Source organism: Afipia sp. GW821-FHT04G03 (assembly GCF_059419985.1).
The window spans coordinates 194,414-211,964 of record NZ_JBWKSV010000003.1; the positions used below are offsets into that span (position 1 = coordinate 194,414).

The 17,551-nt window shown below is 61.2% G+C and carries 18 protein-coding genes; 12 read left to right on the plus strand and 6 right to left on the minus strand.

The genetic code is table 11. The features are described 5' to 3' along the window. Positions 1-360, plus strand: a 360-nt coding sequence (locus AC07UB_RS15360; RefSeq protein WP_494655273.1) for a hypothetical protein, incomplete at its 5' end; no start/stop codon positions are given. A gap of 28 nt (positions 361-388) precedes the next feature. Further along, a complete protein-coding gene (locus AC07UB_RS15365) occupies positions 389-1,660 on the plus strand; it encodes a reverse transcriptase domain-containing protein (protein ID WP_494655274.1) in 1,272 nt (423 codons plus the stop codon). Positions 1,661-1,689: 29 nt separating this feature from the next. Here AC07UB_RS15365 and rocF read toward each other — a convergent pair whose 3' ends face one another. Beyond that, a complete protein-coding gene (gene rocF / locus AC07UB_RS15370; protein ID WP_494654604.1) occupies positions 1,690-2,655 on the minus strand; it encodes an arginase in 966 nt (321 codons plus the stop codon). Between the two features lie 141 nt (positions 2,656-2,796). Here rocF and AC07UB_RS15375 point away from each other — a divergent pair, with 141 nt between their 5' ends. Next, on the plus strand, positions 2,797-2,958 hold the full coding sequence (locus AC07UB_RS15375) for a hypothetical protein (protein ID WP_492790327.1): 162 nt from the start codon (positions 2,797-2,799) through the stop codon (positions 2,956-2,958). Positions 2,959-3,039: 81 nt separating this feature from the next. Here the strand turns inward: AC07UB_RS15375 and ahcY are convergent, their stop codons facing one another. The 3 genes from ahcY to AC07UB_RS15390 all read right to left on the minus strand — a co-directional run bounded on the left by ahcY (position 3,040) and on the right by AC07UB_RS15390 (position 7,240). Beyond that, entirely contained in the window at positions 3,040-4,476 is a 1,437-nt protein-coding gene (ahcY, locus tag AC07UB_RS15380; RefSeq protein WP_492790328.1) for an adenosylhomocysteinase, read from the minus strand. 167 nt (positions 4,477-4,643) lie between these two features. Further along, entirely contained in the window at positions 4,644-5,840 is a 1,197-nt protein-coding gene (gene metK / locus AC07UB_RS15385) for a methionine adenosyltransferase (protein ID WP_492790329.1), read from the minus strand. 56 nt (positions 5,841-5,896) lie between these two features. After that, positions 5,897-7,240 carry a hypothetical protein gene (locus AC07UB_RS15390; RefSeq protein WP_492790330.1) on the minus strand — a complete coding sequence of 448 codons (1,344 nt, stop codon included), beginning with the start codon at positions 7,238-7,240 and terminating at the stop codon, positions 5,897-5,899. A 199-nt stretch (positions 7,241-7,439) separates the two neighbouring features. Between AC07UB_RS15390 and AC07UB_RS15395 the strand changes: the two genes are divergently transcribed. Continuing rightward, the gene (locus tag AC07UB_RS15395) at positions 7,440-7,847 is read left to right on the plus strand and encodes an META domain-containing protein (RefSeq protein ID WP_492790331.1); all 408 of its coding nucleotides are present in this window, start codon (positions 7,440-7,442) and stop codon (positions 7,845-7,847) included. 27 nt (positions 7,848-7,874) lie between these two features. On the opposite strand, the gene AC07UB_RS15400 is transcribed toward AC07UB_RS15395, so the two are convergent. Next, positions 7,875-9,821, minus strand: coding sequence for an AI-2E family transporter (locus tag AC07UB_RS15400; protein ID WP_494654601.1), 1,947 nt, complete (start codon positions 9,819-9,821; stop codon positions 7,875-7,877). A 250-nt stretch (positions 9,822-10,071) separates the two neighbouring features. Here AC07UB_RS15400 and AC07UB_RS15405 point away from each other — a divergent pair, with 250 nt between their 5' ends. From AC07UB_RS15405 to AC07UB_RS15430, 6 genes are all read left to right on the plus strand, one after another. Next, a complete protein-coding gene (locus AC07UB_RS15405; protein ID WP_494654599.1) occupies positions 10,072-10,833 on the plus strand; it encodes an SDR family oxidoreductase in 762 nt (253 codons plus the stop codon). 25 nt (positions 10,834-10,858) lie between these two features. After that, positions 10,859-11,278 carry a cupin domain-containing protein gene (locus AC07UB_RS15410; RefSeq protein WP_494654597.1) on the plus strand — a complete coding sequence of 140 codons (420 nt, stop codon included), beginning with the start codon at positions 10,859-10,861 and terminating at the stop codon, positions 11,276-11,278. A gap of 44 nt (positions 11,279-11,322) precedes the next feature. Continuing rightward, positions 11,323-11,787: a carboxymuconolactone decarboxylase family protein gene (locus AC07UB_RS15415; RefSeq protein WP_492790334.1), complete on the plus strand. Its 465-nt coding sequence runs from the start codon at positions 11,323-11,325 to the stop codon at positions 11,785-11,787. Beyond that, the gene (locus AC07UB_RS15420; protein ID WP_494654595.1) at positions 11,774-12,673 is read left to right on the plus strand and encodes a sigma-70 family RNA polymerase sigma factor; all 900 of its coding nucleotides are present in this window, start codon (positions 11,774-11,776) and stop codon (positions 12,671-12,673) included. Before AC07UB_RS15415 ends, AC07UB_RS15420 begins: the two co-directional genes overlap by 14 nt. Positions 12,674-13,213: 540 nt before the next feature. Further along, the gene (locus tag AC07UB_RS15425) at positions 13,214-13,669 is read left to right on the plus strand and encodes a hypothetical protein (protein ID WP_494654593.1); all 456 of its coding nucleotides are present in this window, start codon (positions 13,214-13,216) and stop codon (positions 13,667-13,669) included. Next, positions 13,662-14,894, plus strand: coding sequence for an HlyD family secretion protein (locus tag AC07UB_RS15430; protein ID WP_494654592.1), 1,233 nt, complete (start codon positions 13,662-13,664; stop codon positions 14,892-14,894). The genes AC07UB_RS15425 and AC07UB_RS15430 overlap by 8 nt, the downstream gene beginning before the upstream one ends. Before the next feature lie 96 nt (positions 14,895-14,990). Here the strand turns inward: AC07UB_RS15430 and AC07UB_RS15435 are convergent, their stop codons facing one another. Next, complete coding sequence (locus AC07UB_RS15435) at positions 14,991-16,106, minus strand: cobalamin-independent methionine synthase II family protein (RefSeq protein ID WP_494654784.1); 1,116 nt, start codon at positions 16,104-16,106, stop codon at positions 14,991-14,993. 181 nt (positions 16,107-16,287) lie between these two features. Here AC07UB_RS15435 and AC07UB_RS15440 point away from each other — a divergent pair, with 181 nt between their 5' ends. Both AC07UB_RS15440 and AC07UB_RS15445 read left to right on the plus strand, forming a co-directional pair. Continuing rightward, positions 16,288-16,749 (plus strand): baeRF12 domain-containing protein, encoded by a 462-nt coding sequence (locus AC07UB_RS15440; RefSeq protein WP_492790338.1) that lies wholly within the window; start codon positions 16,288-16,290, stop codon positions 16,747-16,749. 112 nt (positions 16,750-16,861) lie between these two features. Further along, positions 16,862-17,542, plus strand: a complete 681-nt coding sequence (locus tag AC07UB_RS15445) for a glutathione S-transferase family protein (RefSeq protein ID WP_494654590.1) — start codon at positions 16,862-16,864, stop codon at positions 17,540-17,542. The last annotated feature ends 9 nt before the right edge of the window (positions 17,543-17,551 follow it).

The following is a 17,551-nucleotide window of genomic DNA, read 5'->3' on the forward strand; positions in this document are numbered from 1 at the left end:
GAGCCGAGCGTGTCGCGCGAATGCGGCACACAAGCAAAGCTCAAACACCACGCAGATGCGTCTTTGACCTTCTGCTGTGGCCGGCAATCAACGGAGGTGCTGATGCCTGGGGTGCGAAAAGATAAGAGACGGGCGAAGTACTTTTACGACGGGGGCGCGAAGAACGGGGACCGGTATCCCAATACCACTTGTTCGCGATTTGTTCTCTCGAGCTTGCTCGTGGTTCAAATCCTAGCAAGCGCTGCCGTGATCTCATTTGACGTCACGACGGTGATCTGTCACGAGCCGAGCGTGTCGCGCGAATGCGGCACACAAGCAAAGCTCAAACACCACGCAGATGCGTCTTTGACCTTCTGCTGAACCCGTTCAAACAGACTTGAGTGCACCCTTGCTCGAACCCAAGTCTGGGAGAACGTCCACGCCCTACCCTTCGCCTAACAGACTTCTTTCAAAGAAACGTCTCAAGGAAGTATGGCTGAAATCTCGTGACCGCACACCTCGCGCCGGAAGGCCAGGGGTCGATCGCATCAGAGCGGAAACGTTTGCCGCAGACCTAGATGCAAATCTCACTAAGCTCGCGAAACACATCAAATCGGGAACATACAGTCCGATCTCACTACGAGCTACGTTTCTACCAAAACCAGCCTCAACCAAAGAGAGGATGATTTGCATTCCGACTGTTGTTGATAGACTCGTACAGAGGGTAATCACGCAGTACTTGGTCGAGAAGAAAAGATTACCGATTTATAACTCATCTTCCTTTGGGTTTATAAAAGGGCGAGGCACTGCCGCTGCGATAAACGAAGCGAAGCGATTGCGGTCTAACCACTATTGGTGCCTAAAAACCGACATTGAAACTTTTTTCGATAGCATACCGCGACAGAAGCTTAAGGAACGGGTGGCAAAGGCGCTTGGGCGCAGCAGCGTCGTCCCGCTGATCCTAAAGTGCATTGACTGCGACATAAAGCTTGACGAGAAAACGAGACGAAAAATCCGAGAACAAAACATCAGAATTGGCTACGGCCTCCGGCAAGGGATGCCTCTCTCACCAATTTTGGCAAATCTAATTCTTTCAGATTTCGACAAGGAAATAGAACGAGCCAAGATTCCGATGGTACGATACGCAGACGACCTGCTGTTGTTCTTTGGCAGTAAAGAGGAAGCACTTTCCGGCTATCAACGAGTGAAAGACATCCTACAAAAAGTCGATCTAAACATCCCTGAAATTGCCGATCAAAAAAAGACAAAAATCTTTGGCCCGAAAGAAACTGTAGATTTTCTTGGACAAGAGCTTGTCTATCTGAGCTCTACCAATGCCTACGTTGCATGCGTCGGCGGGAAACAAATTTCGAAGATAAGAACTAAGCTTCGGGCGGAATATGCCTACGCTGAACAATCCAAGCAAGGCAATGTGCTGCAAAACAGTTTAGTTGATTTGTGGAGGTCAGTATCTTCTTATCGAGCAATCTATAGTCACGTGCATGACTTTAACAGATTGGATCAAAGCCTTCGTGAAACTGCTCGCTCTATCATTTCAAAAATGTTTGAAGATATTTTTGGTCATAGCGCACTAACCTCCTTAGACAATTATAAAAAGAATTTCTTAGGAATAGGACATCTCAATATCGTCGAAACTGCGAATGAATTGGACCCAAGCTAAGATCTCAAATCCTACGCTTTCTTCCGTCCCTACACCACCGCATTGGTCGGCGTCGGTCTGTCCGTCGTCTGCTGGCCAAACAAACTTCCGACAAGCTCCACCACCGTGCGCGCGGTGAGGCCCTTGTTATCCAGAAACGGATTGAGCTCGACCAGATCGAGCGAGCGCACCAGCCCTGAATCCTGAAGCATCTCCATCACCAGATGCGCCTCGCGATAGGTCGCGCCGCCCGGCACCGTGGTGCCGACGCCGGGCGCCGTCACCGGATCGAGAAAATCCACGTCGAGCGAGACATGCAGCACACCATCCTGCGCCCTCACCCGCTCGATCACCTCGCGCATCAGCACCGCGACGCCGAACTCGTCGATCCTGCGCATGTCCGCGATCCAGACGTCGCGGCGCGCGAGCAGTTCGCGCTCCAGCTTGTCCACCGAGCGCAGGCCGAACAGGTTCAACTGCCCTGACGGGATCGGCGCGCGCGGATCGCCCGCGAGCAATTCGTCGAGGCCGCGCTCGCCGCACAGGAACGCGCCCGACATGCCGTGCATGTTGCCGGTGATCGTCGTCGCCGGCGTGTTGTAATCGGCGTGGGCGTCGAGCCACAGCACGAACAGCTCGCGCCCCTGCTCGCGCCAGTGGCGCGACACGCCGTTGACCGAGCCCATCGACAGCGAATGATCGCCGCCGAGAAAAACAGGGATCGCACCGGACTTCGCCATCGCATAGGCGCGTTCGCTGGTCGCGCGAATCCAGCCCTGGATTTCGCGGTAGTGCTTGGTGTTCGCGGGCTCCGCGCCGTCGATGAAACTGAGTTCGCGGCGCAGCAGGTCGCCGTGGTCCTCCACCGTGAAGCCGAGACTCTCCAGCAGCGGTGCAAGTCCCGCGGTGCGCAGCGCCGCCGGGCCCATCAGCGCGCCCTTCTGCGACGCGCCGACCTCGATCGGCACGCCGAGCAGCGCGATTGTCGTCGGGTAGGCGTTTGAATCAGCGGTCACGAGCAGCCTCGTATCAGCGAAAAGACCGGAGCCTGCGGCCATCTTATCGGGATTCGCGCGCCGCGATACGCAGACGCCGGTCGCGGCACCGGGAACATAACAGCTTCGTGACCGTTGCCTTTTCTTTAGGAGGAGGATTCGATGGCTGACGGTGGAAGTGGTGGAATTGGTTTGCTGGGCGTGATCGTGGGGGCTGCGATCGTTGTCGGCATTGGTTTCTTTTTTCTGCAGGGCGGCATGAAGGGCGGCGGAGCTTCCAAGCCCAGCGTGACCATTACGGCGCCCGCAGCGCCCAGCAAGTAACAAAAAAGCCCCGGATCGCTCCGGGGCTTTTATTTAGATTATCGTTCCGGGCGCGAGCATCGCGAGCGACCCGTGTAGCGCTCAATAGCGGTAGTGATCGCTCTTGAACGGGCCTTCCTGCTTCACGCCGATGTAGTCGGCCTGGTCCTTGCGCAACTCGGTGAGCTTGACGCCGATCTTGGCAAGATGAAGCCGCGCGACCTTCTCGTCCAGCGACTTCGGCAGCACGTAGACTTCCTTCTTGTACTTGCCGTCCTTGTTGTTGGCCCAGAGTTCGATCTGCGCCAGCGTCTGGTTGGTGAACGACGCCGACATCACGAACGACGGATGGCCCATCGCGTTGCCGAGGTTCACGAGGCGGCCTTCCGACAGCATGATGATGCGGTGGCCATCCGGGAACGTGATTTCATCCACCTGCGGCTTGATGTTGTCCCACTTCAGGTTCTTCAGCGAAGCAATCTGGATCTCGTTGTCGAAGTGGCCGATGTTGCAGACGATGGCGCGATCCTTCATCGCGCGCATGTGCTCGATCGTGATGATGTCCTTGTTGCCGGTCGCGGTGACGAAGATGTCGGCCTGCGGGGCCGCGTCTTCCATGGTCACGACTTGGTAGCCTTCCATCGCCGCCTGCAATGCGCAGATCGGATCGATTTCGGACACCATCACGCGGCAGCCGGCCTGGCGCAGCGAGGCCGCCGAACCCTTGCCGACGTCGCCGAAGCCCGCGACCATCGCGACCTTGCCCGACATCATGACGTCGGTGCCGCGGCGAATGCCGTCGACCAGCGACTCTCTACAACCATAAAGGTTGTCGAACTTCGACTTGGTCACCGAGTCGTTGACGTTGATCGCCGGCCACAACAGCTTGCCGGCCTTCTGCATGTCATAGAGACGATGCACGCCCGTGGTGGTTTCTTCCGAAACGCCCTTGATGCTGTCGGCAATCGCCTTGAAGTAGCCCTTGGGCTTTTCCTTGAGCTGCTTCTTGAGCAGCGCGAAGAACACTTCTTCTTCCTCGGAGCCCGGCTTGTCGAGAAACGCGGTGTCGCCCTGCTCGGCGCGCAGGCCGTGATGGACGTACATGGTGGCGTCGCCGCCGTCATCGAGGATCATGTTCGGATGGCCGCCGCCGTGCCAGTCGAACAGCTTGGCGGTGTAGTCCCAGTAATCCTTCAGCGTCTCACCCTTGATGGCGAACACCGGAATGCCGGCGGCCGCGATGGCGGCAGCGGCGTGATCCTGCGTCGAATAGATGTTGCACGACACCCAGCGGATGTCGGCGCCGAGTGCCTTGAGGGTTTCGATCAGCACGCCGGTCTGAATCGTCATGTGCAGGGAGCCTGCGATGCGCGCGCCCTTCAAAGGCTGCTTCGGGCCGTATTCCTCGCGCGTCGCCATCAGGCCGGGCATTTCGGTCTCGGCCAGCGAGAGTTCCTTGCGGCCGAAATCGGCGAGGCCGATGTCTGCGACGATGTAGTCGTTGAAGCCTGCGGGGGCTTTCGCGGTGGCGGTGCTCATGTGGTTTTTCCTGCTCTTCGCCCTCGCCCCGCTCATGCGGGGAGAGGGTTGGGGTGAGGGGCGGACAGTACGTCGGCCTCGATGATCATGTTTAACTGCGAGGGTCGCCCCTCACCCGCCGCAAAAATGCGACGACCTCTCCCCGCTTGCGGGGAGAGGTAAAGGACTTACACCGCGCGCTTGAGTGCGTCGGCGAGGTCGGTCTTTTCCCACGAGAAGCCGCCGTCGGCGTCCGGCGCGCGGCCGAAGTGACCGTAGGCGGACGTGCGGGCATAGATCGGCTTGTTGAGGTCGAGATGCTTGCGGATGCCGCGCGGCGTCAGGTCCATCGATTCCGCGACGGCCTTCTCGATCTTGTCGTCCGAGACTTTGCCGGTGCCGTGGGTGTCGATGTAGATCGACAGCGGGCGCGCGACGCCGATGGCGTAAGCGAGCTGCAGCGTGCAGCGGTCGGCGAGACCGGCCGCGACGACGTTCTTGGCGACATAGCGTGCGGCATAAGCCGCCGAGCGGTCGACCTTGGTGGAGTCCTTGCCGGAGAACGCGCCGCCGCCGTGCGGAGCAGCCCCGCCGTAGGTGTCGACGATGATCTTGCGGCCGGTGAGGCCTGCGTCGCCGTCCGGACCGCCGATGAAGAACTTGCCGGTGGGATTGATGTGCCAGATGGTCTTGCCGTTGATCCAGCCTTCCGGCAGCGCCTTGCGCACATACGGCTCGACGCGCTCGCGCACCTGGTTCGAGGTCATGTCCTCGACGAGATGCTGATGCGACACGACGATCTCGCGGACGCCGACCGGCTTGCCGTTTTCATACTGCACGGTGACCTGGCTCTTGGAGTCCGGGCCGAGTACCTTCTCGACGCCCGAGTGACGGGCTTCCGAGATCAGGCGCAGGATCTTGTGCGCGTAATGGATCGGCGCCGGCATCAACTCCGGGGTTTCGTTGGTGGCGTAACCGAACATGATGCCCTGGTCGCCCGCGCCTTCTTCCTTGTTGGTGCCGGGCTGCAGCGCATCAACGCCCTGCGCGATGTCGGCGGACTGCGGATGCAGCAGGATCTCGATGTCGCAGTTCTTCCAGTGGAAGCCGTCCTGCTCGTAACCGATGTCCTTGATCGCGGCGCGCACGGTCGCTTCGATGTGGTCGTTGGTGACGGTCGACGGACCGCGCGTCTCGCCGGCGATCACGACCTTGTTGGTCGTGGCCAGCGTTTCGCACGCGGCGCGAATGGCCCACGGATCGATTCCGGCCTTCGGGCCTTCACGGAAAAACAGATCGACGATCTCGTCCGAAATCCGGTCGCAAACCTTGTCCGGATGACCCTCAGAAACCGATTCACTCGTGAACAGATAAGACGCGCGCATCAACCAATCCCTTCCAGATGGGCCGCGGTCGGCCCGTTTGAACTTTCAGTTAAACTTTAATCTCGACGCCGTGAGATGACGTAGGATTCATCGTAGAACCAGAGGCCGTTATGCCTGCGCAGCACGTCCCTGGTGGCATCGAGATAACGTCCGCTTTGCGTGACTTCGTCCAGGCGGTCGTCTTCGACCTGAGCGACATACACCGCCGCGTTCCATGCTGCAAAGGCCGTCGAGGTGCCGATCGGCCCCGTGACCTCATTTGGCAGGGCTTCCATATCGTATCGGAAGATCGAGCGGTTATCGGCATAGGCATTAAAGTTAAGATCGCGCCCGGACGATCCCAGCTCGTATTTCACGGCGCGCAGTAGCTCATGGCGGCTGACCGCGAAAGGATTTTCTCCGGGCCAGACCGACTGCACAATCTCCATGCCGGGATCGTGACCGTAGGAGTGAATCCCGATCAGCCGGCCGCCGGCGCGCAGCGCCCGCGCCAGGGGCGCCACGATCTTCTTGGCGCGGAAATTCAGCGACGAACGCGCCCGGTAAGGCTGCGAGGCGATCACCAGATCGAAATTGGCCTCGACCCGCCCGGCCCGCGGAATCATGGCGTCGAGCAGGAACCGGTGGTCCTCGCGGTAAATCACCAGCGCGATGGGACGCTCATAGACCGGCATCCCGGAGCGCGCGCTGACCGCGGCACGCCAGTTTTCTTCCAGAAACGGCTGCAAATCGGCGATTTGCGTCTCGAACTCGCCGGACGAGTTGCCGCGCAGGGCGACTTCGCGCCAGATCATGCCGGCGGCGGCGGTCGGCGACTTCGGCGCCAGCCATGGCGCCTCGGCATAGTTCATGTTGGTCAGGACAAAAACGGTCGCTGGGTGCTCGAACAGCCGGTCCGGCACCTTATTCAAAGTCAGCCTGACGTCTTCGAGACTGATTTCCTTGCCGGCGATGTAGAACGGCATGTTGGGAAACCGGCTGTGCATCGCGCGCATGACCCGCGCCAGCACCGTTCCGTCGCCCACGCCTGCGTCGAAAACACGCAATGCGGGCGGTCGCGGATGGATGCTCCCCAACTCCAGCGCCACCCGGTCGGCGATCACCCGCTTTTCCGAGCAGGTATGGACGAACAGCAGATATTTCTGCCGGTTCTCGAAAAAGCGGAAATTTCCGGTGGGATCGCGCTTCTCGATCGGGGGCTCAGGGATCGTGACGACCGGAACGCCGTCCCCAAGAAAAGCTCTAATCCGCTCCAGCGTGTCGACCGTGATGCGCTTGCCTTCCCGCAGCCGGTACACCAGCTTGCCGTCGTTCACCGCGCGGCGGCCGAACGTCGATTCCGCCATACCGGCCTGTCGGCAGTATTCGGAAATCTGGGCCAGAAGCAGATCGTTTTTCATCAGATCGTTGGGCAGGATGAGGGTGGGCCGAAACTTGTGGGCAGAACATTTTTGCGTTCGGCTTCCTACCACCATCTGCCCACGATGGAAACCGCCATTCCAAAGAATACAGCCTTTAAATTGGCCGCTTCGCGACCCACTCAGGCGAGAATGCGCGTCCACCGTGGATGCGCATTCCCATCTTTTTGAGGCAGGCATCATGCTCGTCAGGTTAGCTGCATCGGCCCTTCTCTCTCTCGCGCTGACGCTGACTGCCGGCGCGGAGCCGGTATCGCTGACGGGCAAATGGCTGGCGGAAGACATCGACGGCGGCGGCGTGATCGACCGGCTGCAAACCACGCTGGAAATCCGCGACGACGGCATCGTCACCGGTATGGGTGGCTGCAACCGCTACGCGGGATCGGCGACGATCAGCGGCAACGCGATCAAATTTCTGCCGATGGCGAGCACGCGCATGGCTTGCACGGCGGCGGTGATGCGGCAGGAATCCCGATTCCACAGCACGCTTGAAAAAGTCACGGCATGGCGCATCGATCAGGCGCAGAGAAAGCTCGTGCTGCTCGACAAGGGCGGATTCGATCTCATGGTTCTCACGTCCATGAAATAGCTGCGCGCCCCGCAGGCGCGTGCAACACTAGCCGGAGATCCGCAGCCCTGCATCGCGTGAAGGCAAGCCGCCCTCGCCGCCATCCGGCTGCGCCGGCTGGGCGAGGTCCAGGCAATACTGCGCGGCCGCGCTGAGGCTCGTCGCAAGCGCATCCGCCTGCACCGTATCCTTCGTGATCGCGATACTTTCCGCCATCCAGTGACAGACAAGGATCTTCGCCCGCGGAATCTTGCGGCGCAGCTTGCGCACGACGTGGCGCGTATAGGCCGGACTTCCATCGTCGAGTGCCGAAACGCAAACCAGCGCGACGCCTTCGCTGTCGATGCGAAAGATTCCGGAGCTTGAGACGTCTTCTTTTTTGGCGACGCGCGCGCCGAGCCCGTGCTTGGAGAGAATTTGCGCGAGAATCAGCGCTGCCGCCTCGTCGAGATCGCTGCGTTCAGCTACGCAAAGCACGGGATGCTCCGCCTGCCATTCGGGCGGCAGCCCTTCCCTGATCAGGAAAGGAAGTTCGGGCATCGGCACGAGGTTCGCATGGATCGCGGCTTCGGCTTCCGCGTCATCGGTGTCGCCGTCGCGCGCGTCGTCGTCCTGGTCTGCGAGATCGTCGATCAGCTCGACAACGCTGTCGCGAATATCGGCGAGGCGCGCGGCCGGCAGGCGGTCGCGCTTCACATCGTTATGCGCGAGCTTCAGACCCTTGAGCGCCACCTCTTCATAATACTCGGACAGCGTGCGCTCCTTCAGAAACTCCTCGGCCTTCTCGACCGCCTCGCCGGGATCGTCGGCGAGCATGCGCTGATAGAAAATCTCCGGCGGCGACAGCGCGGGACGGTCGCCCAGCAGGATGTCGAAAAACTTCAGGCGCTCCACATGGCGGCCGAGCACGACGAGACACACGGTCAGCGGTGTGGCGAGCACAAGTCCGATCGGGCCCCAGAGTGCGGTCCAGAACGTCGCTGAGACCACCACGGCGAAGGGCGAGAGGCCGCTGCTGTGACCGAACAGCATCGGCTCGATGGCATGACCGACCAGCATCTCGGTGATCAGGATAAGCGCGGCGGTCCACGCCAGCATCGACCAGCCCGGATCGACGGCAATCGCCAGCGTGAGCGGAAAGAATGCGGCAACGAACGCGCCGATATACGGCACGAAGCGCATGATGCCTGCGAGAATGCCCCACAGGATCGCGCTCGGCACGCCGATGATCCATAGCCCGAGCGCGATCACCAACCCGAAGGCGGTGTTCAATCCGAGCTGCGACAGGAACAGGCGGCTGAGGCGGCTCGCGGCATCATCGATGGCGGACGTCGTGGCCTGCAAATCGTTCGCTCCTGCAAGCTTGATCAGCCGGTTTCGCAGATCCTCTCTTTGAAACAGAATGAACACCACGAAGATGATGACCACGCCCACTGTTGCAAGCGGATGCAGTAGCGGCGCGATCAGGGAGGATATGCTTTCCAGCGCTGTCGGCGGCGGCGAGCGGACTTCAACGGGAATGGGACGCACCTGATGGTCCGATGAAGGCGGCACGGACGACTCGAGTTGGCCCTCAGGTTTGTTCAATTCGTTGCCGAGACTTTGCAGCACGCTTGCGGCGCGCTCCAGCGGCCCGACCGTCGTGGCGCTCCGAAGCGTCGAAATTTTGGTCCGCATGGTCTGCTGATAACTGGGCAGCTTTTCCGCGAGTTGCGTCACCTGTGACGCGATCAGGCTGCCGAGTGCGAAGATCGCGAGGAACGCCGTCAGGACCACGACGGCCACGGCGGCAACACGTGGAGCCCGCCAACGCTCCAGAAAATCGACCGGCGGAGCCAGAACGAAACTGAGCAGGATCGCAAGCGCGATGGGAACGAAGATTTCTCGCCCGACATACAGGCCGGTGATCACCAGCGCGGCGATGATGGCTGCGGAAACGCCCGGACCGCGTCCGGCCGCCGGTACATCCTGTCGTGCGATCTGATCGATGTTCAAAGGAAGCCTCCCCCTGCGCGCATCGGCGCGCCCCTGACCAGAACGAAGGTCGGGCAAAATCGTTCCGGAACGGCCTTTTCCGTGCAATTCCAGCCGGAAAACCCAGCTTCCGGAATTATTTTCCCGCCATGTCACTTTCCGCACAGGCCGCCTCGTCTTGATGGCGAAGGTGCATGAAGGGTTCGGGAAACCGACGGCTTCACGCATCCGGCATCAACCCCGCAAATCGCGGCATCACACGGAGGCAATCATGAAGATCGTTGTCATCGGAGGCAGTGGCCTTATCGGATCCAAAGTCGTCGCCCAGTTGCGCCAGCGCGGCCATGACGTGCTGGCGGCCTCGCCGTCCACCGGCGTCAATGTCGTGACCGGCGAAGGGCTGGCCGACGCCTTCGCCGGCACGCAGATCGTGATCGACGTCGCGAACTCGCCGTCGTTCGAGACCGCGGCGGCACTCGCTTTCTTTGAAGCATCGGGACGCAATGTGCTCGCGGCGGAAAAAGCCGCCGGCGTGAAGCATCACGTCGCGCTGTCGGTGGTCGGCACCGAGCGCCTGCTGGCGTTCGGATACTTCGGCGCCAAGCTCGGGCAGGAAGGCCTGATCAAGAATTCGGGACAGCCCTACACCATCGTGCGCGCCACACAGTTCTTCGAGTTCGTCGGCGGCATCGCGCAGGAAGCAACACAGGGCAACACCGTCCGTGTTTCACCCGCGCGCTTCCAGCCGATGGCGGCCGAGGATGTGGCTGCCGCGGTCGTGGATGCAGCCCTCGCGGAGCCTGTAAACGGAACGATCGAGGTTGCCGGACCGGAATCCGTCCAGATGGATCAACTGATCCGGAAATTCCTCACCGCCCGGAACGATCCGAAAGAGGTGATCACCGATCCTGCCGCGCGCTATTTCGGCATCACGCTCGACGATCGCTCGCTGACGCCGGACGCCGGCGCACGCATCGGCAAGATCACATTCGACGAATGGCTGCGCCGCCAGCCGGCTGCCGCCGCCGCGTAAGGGATGTCATAAACAGGAGATCGACATGTTGAAGACACTTCTCTGCTCCGCCGCCATCGGACTGTTTCTCGTCGGCGGCGCATCGGGCCACGACGCGGCCGGTAACGAAGCCAAGGTCACGGTGGTTTTCGATCACGCGCTTCCGAATGTGAGGGGCAAGAGCATGAAGGGCGTTCTGGTCGAGTACCAGCCCGGCGGCTCATCCGCCGCGCACACCCATCCGCAATCCGCCTTCATTTACGCGACCGTCCTGAAGGGCGCGATCCGCAGCAAGGTCAACGACGGACCGGAGAAAACCTATCGCGCGGGCGAGAACTTCGCCGAGATGCCGGGCGACCGGCACGCTGTCAGCGCCAACGCAAGCAGCACCGAGCCGGCCAGCCTGCTCGCCGTGTTCGTCGTCGATACCGCCGAGACGAACCTCGTGACGCCTACCAACAAGTGATCCGATCAGCTAATCTCGCAACAATACATAATAAGGAGACTCTCATGCAGCCAAGACTGGAAGCCCCGTTCAAGCTCGCCCCCGAAGCCTACAAGGCGATGTCGGCGCTCGAAGCTGCCATCAAGGCCAGCGGCCTCGAACACAGCCTGATCGAACTGGTGAAGATGCGCGCCTCGCAGATCAACGGCTGCGCCTTCTGCATTCACATGCACTCGACCGACGCACGCAAGGCGGGCGAAACCGAAATGCGGCTCTACATGCTGAACGCCTGGCGCGAGTCCACGTTCTATACGCCGCGCGAACGCGCCGCGCTGGCCTGGACCGAAAGCCTGACGCTGATCGCCGCCACCGGCGCGCCGGACAAGGACTACGACCTCGTGAAGGCCGAGTTCAAAGACGCCGAACAGGTCAACCTCACCATGCTGATCGGCGCAATCAATGCGTGGAACAGGCTGGCGATCGGTTTCCGTTTCGCGCATCCGAAGGAAGGCGGCCGTGCCGCAGCCTGACACCGACACACAAACATTCGAGACGCACCGGCCGCGGCTGGTGCGCCTCGCCTATCGCATGCTGGGCTCCGTGGCCGAGGCGGAGGACGTCGTGCAGGACGCGTGGCTGCGCTGGCAGCAGACCGACCAGTCCAGGGTGGAGTCTTCCATCGCGTTCCTGTCGCGGATCGTCACCCGGCTTTGTCTCGATGTCATGAAGTCCGCGCGCGTGCGCCGCGAATCCTATGTCGGATCGTGGCTGCCGGAGCCGATGATCGAGGAGCCGGACGAGATGGACCAGGACGATCTGACGCTCACGCTGATGCTTGCGCTCGAACGGCTGTCGCCGCTGGAGCGCGCGGCCTTCCTGCTGCACGACGTGTTCGGCGTGCCGCTGGACGAAGTCGCCGTCACGGTCGAACGCGATCCCGCGGCGGTCCGTCAGCTCGCCGCGCGGGCGCGCAAGCATGTCCAGGATGCCCGTCCGCGCTACACCGTCGCGCAGGACGAAGGCAGCCGCATCGCCGAGGCTTTCTTCACGGCCTCACGCAGCGGCGACACCAACGCCCTGCGATCCCTTCTGGCGCAGAACGTGGTGGTCCGGTCGGACGGCGGCGGCAAGGTGCATGCCTTCATCAATCCGATTGCCGGGCTTGAGCGCGTGATTCGCCTCTACGAAGGCCTCTCGCGAAAACTGGGCATCCGGCAGAACGGCTTTTTCCGGCCCATGCAGATCGACGGCCTGCCCGGTTACGTCAGCTATGAACGCGATGATATCTTCCAGACCACGGCCTTCGCCATCGAAGACGGCAAGATCAGCGAGATCTACATCACCCGCAATCCCGAGAAGCTGCGCCATATCGTGGCGGCGCTGAACATCACGGGATCGGAATCGACGCAGCACTAGGCGCCGTTCGCGCGACCCGCCTCAATGTCGTCCCCGCGAAAGCGGGGACCCAGAACCACCGAATGGTGTTCGTTTCGCCGCACTACAGCTTGCGCAGGAAGTATGGGTCCCCGCTTTTGCGGGGACGACATCTGTTGTGTGGCGCGGCTCCCCCGAATCAGTCATCGCACTTCAGGATGACGCTGCGAAACGAGAGTTTCCGCCAAAAGGCAAAACGGTGACGGACTCTGGCGCAAAAGGCGGGATGATGACCGCACGCGGGCGCACCGTCTCCTCGGCAATCGCGCGCGCCGCCCACCAGCAAAACGCGGCGAGCGCATTTTCTTGCGGCCCATCGCATCGGCACATTACAAATTGCATCAAAATGGGACGACAAACTCAGCTTTATCTTTTCAGATGGACAAGACCGCATCGACAGCGATGGCGACAACCTGACGCTTGCGAAGTTCCCGCCCTGTGCAAGTATGGAACTCTCGGGGGTAGCCGAGACGTCTCACTGATTTTTTGTTTAGCGCACAATTTTCTGAACCGGAGGCTGCCTTGAGCGAGTCGCTTCACCCAACCGCGCCCCATCATCTGCCGTCCTTTATCACCGCGCCCGGTGACACGGACATCCTGACGGTGGCCGTCGGCGTCATTCTGCTCGTCTCCGTTCTCTTTGTCGGCAACATCTATCTGCAGATCCATTCGCTGCCGGAGCGGATGGCGCACAAATCGCAGAAGCTGCAGTTCGAAATCGTGGCCGTGCTCTGTCTGCTCGCGCTGTTCACGCACAATCATCTGTTCTGGGTGATCGCGCTGCTGCTTGCCATGGTCGACCTGCCCGATTTCAGCACGCCGCTGCGCAGCATCGCGGGCTCGGTGCAGAAGATGGCCGGCATTCCGCCGGACCCCGATCCGTCCGAACCGATGGAGAGGACGACTCACGACGCGCCTGCGGATGCACCCGCGACAAGCGCCTCCGCCGCCAAGAGCGAGGAGCCGCGTCATGCTTGAGCTGACCCTCTGTTCGCTTCTGACGATTTTTCCGGACTATCTTTACCGGCGTTATGCGCAGGGAAAACGGTTCGGCAAGGAGATCACGCTTTTCTCCGTCTGGTATGAACTGCGCTGGGGCATCACGACCTGCGTGATGCTGACGGTCGCCCTGATCACGGTGATCTTCTATTTCCATCCATCGACCACGAGCGCGACCCTGTACTACAGGACTGTCCCTCTGGTTCCGGAAACAATCGGGCGCGTCGCGGAGGTGAATGTCGACTTCAGCGCGCCGGTGAAGAAGGGCGACGTCATCTTCACGCTCGACAGCGCGAAGCAGGCAGCGGCGCTGGAAACCGCCCGGCGCAAGATCGCGGAGGTCGATGCCACGCTGATCGCTGCGCAATCGGATGTCATCAAGGCCGAGGCCCAGATACAGGAAGCCAAAAGCTCCTATCAGCAGGCATCCGATGAACTCGACGTCAAACGCGATTTGCAGAAGCGCAATCCCGGCATCGTCCCGCAGCGTGACATCGAGAAGCTCGAAGTGGCCCTGACCGGGCGACAGGGCACGCTCGATGCCGTCACGGCCTCGAAACAATCCGCCGTGATCCGCGTGACGACACTTCTGCCCGCCGAGAAAGCCAGCGCGGAAGCCGCATTGGCGCAGGCGCAGGTGGAGTTGGACAAGACCTTCATCCGCGCCGGCGTGAATGGCCGCGTCGAGCAGTTCACGCTGCGCCCGGGCGACGTTGTCAATCCCGTCATGCGGTCCGCCGGCATCCTGATTCCGGACGGCGCGGGACAGAAAGCGCTGGCCGCCGGGTTTGGACAGATCGAAGCGCAGGTCATGAAGGTCGGGATGGTCGCCGAGGCCACATGCATCTCAAAGCCATGGACCGTGATTCCGATGGTGATTACCGGCGTGCAGAACTACATCGCGGCGGGTCAGTTCCGCGGCGGCGAGCAACTCGTCGAAGCGCAGCAGACCGTGAGGCCCGGTTCAATTCTCGTCTTCATGGAGCCGATCTACAAAGGCGGCCTTGAGGGCGTGACGCCCGGCAGCAGTTGCATCGCCAATGCCTATACCAGCAACCACGATGTGATCTCTGCCAAGGAGACCGGCACGGGCAAACGCATCTGGCTCCATGCCGTCGACGCGGTCGGGATCGTTCATGCGATGCTCTTGCGGATTCAGGCGTTGCTGCTTCCGGTCAAGGCGCTGGTGTTGAGCGGGCATTGATGGCGATTCAGCCGCGAGAGCGAGACTATTACAGCGTCGTCCCCGCGAAAGCGGGGACGACATAGAGTGCGGGGCGACTCCAGTTATGGGCCGCGCCTACTTCCCCCACACCTCGTTCGCAATCTCCACCGTGAGACGCAGCTTGGCCCATTGCTCGTCCTCGGTGAGGACATTGCCCTCTTCCGTCGAAGCAAAGCCGCACTGCGGCGACAGCGCGAGCTGATCGAGCGATACGAATTTTGCCGCCTCGCCGATGCGCCGCTTGAGGTCGTCCTTTGTCTCGAGGATTCCCGTCTTCGACGTGATGAGGCCGAGCACCACGATCTTGTTGCCTTTGGGCAGGAAGCGCAGCGGCTCGAACCCGCCCGCGCGTTCGGAATCGTATTCGAGGAAATAGCCGTCATAGTTGACACGCGACAGCAGCGCCTCGGCCACCGGCTCGTAGCCGCCGGATGAAATCCAGGTCGAGCGGAAATTGCCGCGGCAGACATGCGTCGCGATCGTCATGTCGGCGGGACGCTCGGCGATCGCGTAGTTGATAACGCGCGCATAGATGTCCTGAAGACCGTCGGCGTCGTCGCCCCGCGCGCGCAGCTTCGCCAGTTCATCCTGCGAGCAGAGATAGGCCCACACGGTGTCGTCGAATTGCAGATAGCGGCAGCCGGCGTCGTAGAACGCCTTCACCGCGCGGCGATAGGTTTTCGCAAGGTCGACGAAGAAGTCGTCGAGGTTTGGATAGACCTCCTGCGAGATCGCCTTGCGGCCGCCGCGGAAATGCAGCACCGACGGCGACGGAATCGTCATCTTCGGCAGGATTCCGGCGAGATCGCATTTGTCCTTGAGCAGCCTGAAATGTTCGAGCATTGGATGCGCGTCCGGGAAATCGAGCTTTCCGGTGACGCGGATGCTCTCGCCGCGCGTCGTGACCCCGGCGAACTGGATGCCTTCGGTCTGGTAAAGCTCGCAGCCGTCAAGATTTTTGAGAAAATCGAAATGCCACCATGAGCGGCGGAATTCGCCGTCGGTCGCAAGCCGCAGGCCGGATTGCTTCTGCTTCTGCACGATCTTGCCGATTTCGAGATTTTCGACCCGCAGCAATTCCGCCGCCGCGATCTCGCCCTTGGCGAAACGCGCACGCGCGTCCTTGATCCGCTGCGGCCGCAACAGGCTGCCGACGTGATCCGCGCGAAACGGCGGCCTCGATTTCTGCATCATCGTCTCCGGAATCGGTCTTACGGATGGGTGCGCTTACTATCGCAAACCGGACGGCGGAGCGGAACATCTTTTGAGCAGGAACGCTTTGAGAACAGGTCGCGCAGCATCCGGAACGAAGGTGGATCGAGACGGTTGGTTAACGACTGGCTGATGCCAGCGGCGCAGGAGATCGCATCAAATGACCACAAAGACCGAAATCATCCGCATTCCCCATAATACCTACGTCATCGTCGGCGACGGGCGAAAAGCGCTGTTTCTGCGCAACGAGGGCAACGCGACCGGAGTACGACTGAAAACAGAACAGGTGCTGCGCAACGACAATCCGCCGACGCGCGAACAGGGATCGGATCAGCCGGGGCGCTCGTTCGCGAGCGTCGGAAGCAGCCGCAGCTCCGTCGAGCAGACCGACTGGCACGAGATCGGCGAGCAGCGGTTTGCACGCACCATCGCCGATGCGCTCGAAGCGCTGGCGCGCGAGCGGGACATTCCCGGCTTCGTGATCGTCGCGCCGCCGCGCACGCTGGCGGAATTGCGCCGTCTCATCAATTCAACCGTGAAGGGCCGCGTCCTCGCCGAGATCGATAAGGACCTCACCGGCCATCCGGTCGAAGACATCGAGCGGCATCTGTCGGCTGCGTGACCGCACGCCACCGGCAAATAGTTTCCACATGAGGAAACTATTTGTTGCCATCCCCCGCGAGCCTCAAATAGTATAGTTTCCAACATCGGAAACTATACTGCCTGAGGCGGCCATGGCCCTGACACTCTACATCCACCCGCTGGCATCGTTCTGCCACAAGGTCCTCATCGCACTGTACGAGAACGCAACGGCGTTTCGCGCGGAGATGGTCAACTTCGGCGATCCGGCGTCGGCGGCAGCCCTGCTGGAGCGCTGGCCGGTCGGGAAAATTCCGGTCCTCCATGATGACACGGCCGGCCGCACCGTCCCGGAAACCAGCATCATCATCGAATACTTGCAGCAGAACTATCCCGGCCCCGCGCCGCTCCTGCCGCACGATCCCCAGGCGCGATTGCAGACACGGCTATGGGACCGGTTTTTCGATCTCTACGTCAGCACGCCGATGCAGAAGATCGTGACCGATCGCATCCGGCCTGAGGGCTGTAACGATCCGCACGGCGTCGCGGAGGCACATGCCGCACTCGACACCGCTTATGCCATGATCGAGCGGCAGGTGTCCGGCAATCACTGGGCCGCTGGCGAGGAGTTCACGATGGCGGATTGTTCAGCGGCGTCGGCCCTGTTCTTCGCCTCCATCGTGCATCCGTTCGCCGCTGACCAGACCAGCCTTCAGAGCTATCTGGACCGGCTTCTCGCACGGCCATCGATTAGGCGAACGATGAGCGAGGCGCGGCCATTCTTTGAGATGTTTCCCTACCGGGACGTCATGCCTGCGCATTATCTTGCGCTCTGACACAGAGGG